Annotated in this window: 3 protein-coding genes; all 3 read right to left on the bottom strand. The window is 68.9% G+C overall.

Translation table 11 applies throughout. The annotated features are described in order from the left end of the window. Positions 1-44: 44 nt before the first annotated feature. Positions 45-1,637 carry an ABC transporter substrate-binding protein gene (locus F3J10_RS23230; RefSeq protein ID WP_167243090.1) on the bottom strand — a complete coding sequence of 531 codons (1,593 nt, stop codon included), beginning with the start codon at positions 1,635-1,637 and terminating at the stop codon, positions 45-47. A 141-nt stretch (positions 1,638-1,778) separates the two neighbouring features. After that, positions 1,779-6,116 (bottom strand): DUF4157 domain-containing protein, encoded by a 4,338-nt coding sequence (locus F3J10_RS23235; protein WP_205200421.1) that lies wholly within the window; start codon positions 6,114-6,116, stop codon positions 1,779-1,781. Between the two features lie 24 nt (positions 6,117-6,140). Beyond that, on the bottom strand, positions 6,141-7,119 hold a 979-nt coding region (locus F3J10_RS23240; RefSeq protein WP_240155691.1), incomplete at its 5' end, for an ATP-binding protein.

Below are 7,119 nucleotides of genomic sequence, written 5' to 3' on the forward strand. Positions count from 1 at the left end.
GCCCGCGGGAGCGCCGGGCCCGGCGCGGCCGGGCCCGGGCACGCTTATTTCTTCAGCGTGCGATACGAGGTGAGGTCGTTGATCGGGCCGATCTCGGGGCCGGTCACGCCGGGGCGCGTGGCCACCTGCACCACCTTCTCGAACAGGATCACGAAGGGCGAATTCGTGAGCACCGACTGCTGCAACTGCTGGTACAGCTTCGCGCGCTTGGTGGCCGACGGTTCGGCCAGCGCCGCATCGGTCTGCCGCGTCAGCTCGGGAATGTTCCAGGCATTGCGCCAGGCCAGCATGCGGGTGGGCGCGTTGTCGGAGTTGTCGGGGTTCCAGGCGAAGCCGCGCGCATTGCTGTTCGGGTCCATGTAGTCGGGCGACCACTCGCCGATGAAGATGTCGTGCTGGCGCGCGCGGTACTTGCCGATCGCCTGCTTGGCGTCGCCCGGGATCAGCTTGACGCGGATCCCGCCGGCCGCGAAGTTGGCCTGCAGGGCCTGCGCGATCTCGACGAAGGGGTAGTCGTTCGGCATGTCCATGCTCACGTCGAAGCCGTTCGGCAGGCCGGCCTTGGCCAGCAGCGCCTTGGCGCGGGCTACGTCGCGGTGATAGGGATCGCTGTCGAGCGCGCCGAGGAAACCGTCGGGCAGGAAGGTCTGGTGGACCTTGTAGGTGCTGGCGAGGATGTTGCGCTGGATGCCCTGGTAGTCCACCAGCCACTTCATCGCCTGCTGCACTTCCGGCTTGGCGAGGTTCGGGTTCCTGGTGTTCAGGCTCAGGTACATCAGCGCGGCCACCGGCGTGGCGCTGACCTGGATCTTGCCGGCCTTGGCCAGGCTGGCGAGGCTGTCCGGGCTCAGGTTGCGCGCCGCGTCGACATCGCCGTTCTCGAGCAGCAGCCGCTGCGCCGAGGCTTCGGGCACATGGCGCAGCACCACGCGCTTCATCGGGTACGGCGAGGGATAGCCGTCGAAGCGCTGCAGCACGATGCTCTCGTTGGGCGACCACTTCACCAGCCGGTACGGGCCCGAGCCGGCGTCGTTGGTCTTGAGCCAGGCATTGCCGTAGTCGCCGCCGCTCGCGTGCGATTCGAGCAGCTTGCGATCGACGATCGAGGCGGGGCCCGCGCTCAGCACGTTGAGCACGAAGCTCGGCGCGGTCTTGCGATCGGTCTGCAGGCTCACGGTGGCGGGGTCGACCGCGCGCACCTTCTGCATCACGTTGTCCCTGGTGAAGCCGAGGTCGGCCAGCACGCCGGCCGGGCCCTTGCCGAGCAGCACCGTGCGCTGGATCGACCAGGCCACGTCGTCGGCCGTCACCGGGTTGCCCGAATGGAACTTGAGGCCCGGTTTCAGCTTGAAGGTGTAGGTGGTGCCGTCGGCGCCCACGCTCCACGATTGCGCGATGCGGCCTTCGAATTTCGTCGGGTCGCGCAGGTCCACGCGCACCAGCCGCTCGTAGGTGTTGGCGACGTATTCGGAGGGCACCAGCTCGTAGATCTCGGCCGGATCGAGCGTGGTGAACTCGCCGATCTGGGTGGCGATCACGAAGATGCCGGGCGGCGTCGCGGCGGCGGCCGGGGCGGCAGGCGAGAGCGCCGTCGCGAGCGCGGCGGTGATGGCGAGCGTGGACAGCAGACGCTTCATGCGGGCTCCGTCGGAGTGGTCATGGGATGGGGGATTCTCTCATTTCGGCGGGGGCGGGCCAAACACGATACCGATGTTCGGGCTTCCGGTGCGCTCGACCGCGCATCCGGATATGCCATGGTCGCGCCGCGCGATCCCGGGTCAGAGGTCGTCGAGATCGTCCGTCGTCGTGGATGACGGCAGGCCGCCGTACTGGCTGAAATCGAACAGGGGCGGCAAGGGCAACGTGGTGTTCCAGACGGGCGTCGCGGGCTGGCTGGTGGTGTAGGTGGGCGCCGTATATACCGGTCGGGGGGCGATCGTCGGCACGGGCGGCGGCAGGCTGCCGTACTGGCCGGAATCGAACAGGGACGGCAAGGGCTGCGTGGTGTTCCGGGCGGGCGTCGCGGGCTGGCTCGCGGTGTAGGTGGGCGCCGCATATACCGGCTGGGGAACGATCGTCGGCGCAGGCGCAGGCGCGTGCGAGGACGAGGGCGCAACGGGCTGCGAGTAGAGGGCCGCATAAAGGTTGCGCGGATCGATCGCCGGTCGGAGCGGCGCGATATGGACGGGGGCCGGCGGTACTGCCTGTGGGAGATGCGACGGCGGCCGGCTCGACGTTGCGGATGGAGGAGGGGCGCCAAGGGCCGAGGTCCGGTAGACAGGCGGCGAAGCCGATGGCACGTATGCGTTGCCGCTGCTGGAGCTGGGCAATGGCGATTGCCGTGGTTGACCATAGGGCGCGGACGGGCTCGTATAGGCGGGGGCACCCTGGGTCGTCTGCAGGAAGACGGCCGACGGGGTGATCGGCGATGACGACGGATAGGGATAGCCGAGCGGCAAGTTGAGCGTCGCAGCGGGTGCGGCCCCCGATGACGTCGGCAGCGGCAGGTGATAGGCGACGGGCAAGCGCGGAAGGCCCCTCGCCGGCTGCGATGCGCTCGGAGCGTTCGTCGGGATGAACGATGCGGAGGGGATGCCATTGCCGGCGGGCAAGCGCGGCGACGGCCTGCTCGATGCCGAGGCCGTGAAGGCGGCCGGCGGCGACGGTGCGAAGGTCGGCGGGGGACTCGACCGCGATGGCGGGCGTGTCGGCCGGCTCGTGGACGCGATCGGCGAACGCGGCGACGTATCGTCGGCACCCCGCGCACGCTTGGCGGTGGTCGGCGCGGCCGGTCCGGATTGCGACGCGGCACCTGCCGGCTGGCCCGTCACGGGCAGGTTGCCGTCAGGCGACGGGTCGTGAGTGGCACGACGCTTGACCCGAGGTGCTGCTGGGCGCGTCGCTGCCGGGCCGGCGCCGTGCACGACAGGGACCGGCGGTCGTGGGCGATAGCGCGGGGCGGGCGCCTGTGATGTGGCCGCGCCGCCTCCACCGTAGAAGATGCGATCCATTCTCAGGCGATAGGTGGCGGGCAGGCGATGGAACGCGGCAGCTTCGATGGGTTCGATCAGGGCTTTCGCGCAGGCGAGGAATGCGGCGCTGCCGACCACGTTGAGGCGGCCCATCGTGAATTTGTCGGCGCCGAGTTGCTGGTGCTTGGACAGGCTCTCGACGACGATGAAGTTCTCGTAGCCCTCCTGCAGTTTCAGGGCTGCCGCGGTGGCGAGCGAGGCATTGGTCACGTCCACGATCGGTACCGTGTGCTGGTTGACCGTCTTGCCGCCGGCGTGGTGGTATTGCGCGAAATGCTGGAGTACCTCCGCAGGCGACACCAGCGACGCGCGCCCCTCGCGCGAGGTCAGGACCGGGTTGAGGTCGGCGGCGATGATGTGCGGCGCGGGGGCCCGGCGTTGCTCGCGTGCCCGCAGCGTGGCCCATAGCGCGTGGGGGCCCTGGAAGCCGGTGGCGTCGCGGTTGATCGGGACCACCTTCAGATTTTCCTTGTCGACCGCGGCGTACTCGAAATAGCTGTTCAGGTCGATCGATTCGAGTGCCGCTGCCGCGCTCGGCGGATGCCGCTGGCTGTTCCACGCCCGGACCAGCAGGTTGGCTGTCACGATGGCCTGCATGCCGCTGTCGAGATAGTAGGTCGCGGTGGCGTGGGTTCGATCATCGAGCGCCAGCTTGCCGCGCAGGTACGCCGGGTAGGGATCGTCCGGCGTGTCCTGGGGTTTGGCCGGGACCTGCGTGTTGAACGACTCGAGCAGGTAGCTGTATTCCATCAGGTTCTCGATCACGCTTGCCGACTTCAGGTAGTCGGTCTCGCGTTCTGCGGGCGTGTCGGGCGGCTCCAGGCCGAGCAGGAAATCGGCGCGCAGCAGGTTGTGCCGCAGGCGCAGCAGGATCCATTGCACGAATTGCCGTGGACCGTCGAGCGTCGCGATGTCCTGCATGGTGTCCTGCGCGTAGCGGACCGCGGTTTTCAGCGCCTCCCGGTAAAGCGGCACGTCCGGCGAGCTCGAGGCCCACGAAGCCTGGTCGCGCGGCGCGGGCAGGCCCTGTGTGGCCGGCGCGCGAAAGCGTGCATCGGTCGCCGCGAGTCGTGCGAGCGTGCCGAGCACCAGTTGCCTGAACAGGTCGGGTGGCGTGAGTCCCGGCCAGATACGTACCGGGCCGCCGACCGAGGACACGGTCGGGTACAGGAAACCGAAGCTGCCTCGATGCGTCGCACGGGTCTGCACACCCAGTGTTCTGGCCACGGTGTTGAATGTCGGGATGAACAGCTCCCGCCATTCGCGCTCGCTCAGTACCGGGCCGCCGGCGGGATCGACCAGCTCGAGAATCAGGCTGGCATGCGTCGGCGACTGGATCGGCACGACCTTCCAGCCGGCGCCGCCATCGGGATAAAGCCCGGCTATCTGCCCGGCCACGCCGGCGACGAGTGCGCCGCGATCGGCCAACAGTCGATCGTGGTAGTTGTCCGCCGTGCCTGGCGCGAGCCGCTCGGTGTCGATCAGCGGCTGCAGGCCCGGATCGCGTTGCCGCACGGCGGAGGCCGACGAGGAGGCCGCGGCGCTGGCGGCCGCGGGCGCGATCGGCACCGGCGGCGGCATCAGCGTATGCGCACCAACCTGCAGGGTGCGGTAGACGTTCTGGATCTGGCCGAGCGATCCGGTATGAGTGCCCGCAACGCTCTGGTAGACGGCGATGCGGCTGTCGCCGTAGCCGGGAGGCGCGATGAATTCGGTTGCCGCGATCTGTTTCTTCAGGGCACCGTGCCGGCGCAAGGCCAGATGCTGTGGATGGTTGGTGACCTGCGCCGTGAACTTGGCGGGAAACCGGCTGTTTGCTCTCGCGGCGTATCCCCTTGTGAACTTCTTCAGCACTTTCGTGTTGCCTTTGCGGACCGGCTCGTTACTGGATCGATAGTATTGGCCGTGCGCCTTGGCCTGGAAATCGCGGCCGACGTTGTCGACGGGCACGAAATTCGCCGTGTGGGCGAAGTAGAGTTTCAACGCGGTCGCCACGTGCTCGGGAAATGGCGCTTCGGACAGCAGCAAGGGGATCGCCTTGGCGAGCTTGCGATCGGGGCTCGACGATTTCTCCGCCAGGGGCCGGTGCAGCCATCGCGCGAGATAACTGTCCACATTCGACGGATCGGCGAACGGAGACGGCCTGAGCGTGGGCGGCTGGTAGGTCGATGCGCTCGCCGGGATACGCGCAAAGGCGCTTTTTCCGAGGCCGCGATTCCAGAGCCCGATGAAGTCGACGCCCTCGCTGGCGACGATCCGGTCTATTCGCCTGACCTCCCCGGCCAACTGCGCCTTGATGGTGCGATAGGTGTCGGTCCTGGAGCCGACCAGCGGGAACGTCTCGACGATCCGGGTCGCCGTGGCCAGCATGCGGGCCAGCGATTCCTTGGTCGGCGAGGGCGCGAGCCGGTCGAGTGCCTGCTGCGGCGTGCGTTGCAGCACGCCGCGCGCGGCCGTTGGCAATCGCGCTCGCGTCGGCGGGGAGTCCGCGGCCGTTATCGGTCGCAGCGCCGCCTCCCCCATCCGGTCCGCCTCGCGTTCCAGCGCGGCATCCTCGTTGCCGGGCACCTCGCGTTTCCATTGCACGGTCGGCGCCACACGGCCTTGCGCCTGCTGCGCGAGATGCCAGGTTTCGTGCGGCAGATGGTGTTCCTGGCCCGGCGCGAGATGGATCTCGGAGCCGAATGCGTAGGCCAGCGCGTCGAAGCGTGCCGGCTCCGCGGAACGGTAATGAACCCGCACGCGGCTGAGATCGACGCCGGCCAGGCGCTCGACGCCGTGCTTCAACGGATCGGGCAGGCCGGTACGATTCGGAGCCGCCGGCGGGGAGGGCGGCGGCGCTGGAGACGGCGACACGCCTGCCTTTCCATCCGCCGACCGATCGGCGGGCGAGATGCCTTCGTGCCCCATGCGCGGCTGTACATCATCGGGCAGGCCCAGCGAACTCGGACCATAGCGATAGGTGTCCATGCCCACCATCGGCGCGGTGCCGGAAGCGGCCGGCCGGGCGCCCTCGCTGGTCGGGGCCGGCGCAACCGTCGTCTTCGAGGCGGGTTTGGCGACGGGCGCCGCGAGCCTGCCCATCAGGCCTTCTCCTTGCCAGCGCGCTCACTCATCCTCGCCCCACTCGAATTCATGCGGTACGAACACCTTCCCGAGCTTGCGATACTCGCGCTCGGTGGCCTGCAGCAGATGCCGCCAGCCCACCGCCGCGCCTTCCGCGGCGGCCAGGAAGGCCGCGCCGATCGCGATGTTGTTGATGTTGCCGCCCGACAGCGGCGCGCGCTCGGCCAGCAGGGCGAAGTCGAGGTCGTCGCCGAGCGGCGCGGCCGCCGGGAAGGCGTTGCGCCACAGCGCGAGCCGTTGCGCCTCGCTCGGGAACGGGTATTCGACGATGAAGCGGAAGCGTCGCAGGAAGGCCTTGTCGATGTTCTGCAGCAGGTTGGTCGAGAGGATCACGATGCCCTGGTAGGTCTCGATGCGCTGCAGCAGGTAGCCGGTCTGCAGGTTCGCGTAGCGGTCGTGCGCGTCGCGCGTGTCGGTGCGCTTGGCGAACAGCCCCTCGGCCTCGTCGAAGAACAGCACCACGTTCATCGCCTCGGCCTGGTCGAACAGTTGCGCGAGCTGCTTCTCGGTCTCGCCGATGTACTTGCTGACGATGCTGGCCAGGTCGATGCGGAACAGCCCCAGGTTCAGCTCGTTGGCGATGATCGAGGCGGCCATGGTCTTGCCGGTGCCCGAGGGCCCGTGGAACAGCACGCTGAGGTTGCGGCTGGCCTGGTGCTTGGCGTCGAAGCCCCAGCCCTCGACCACCTGGTGCCGGTTGCGCGCGTAGTGCAGCACCTCGAGCAGCCAGTCGCGCGTCTCGTCGGGCAACACGATGTCGTCGAAGCGGTAGCGCGTGCGTACCTCCTGCGCGACCGCCAGCTGGGTGCGCTGGCTCTGCTCGCGGCAGGCGTCGAACAGCCGCTGCGTGTCGGGATCCACCGCGCGGCCGGGCGCGGCGCTTGGCGGCACGGCGAGCCGGGCCGAATCGGCCAGCGCATCGCGCGCGAGCACGGCCGGCGGCGCGCCGGTTTTCGACAGG

Origin of the sequence: Burkholderia sp. Cy-637, from assembly GCF_011753175.1 — a bacterium.
GTDB classification, from domain to species: Bacteria; Pseudomonadota; Gammaproteobacteria; order Burkholderiales; family Burkholderiaceae; genus Burkholderia; species Burkholderia gladioli.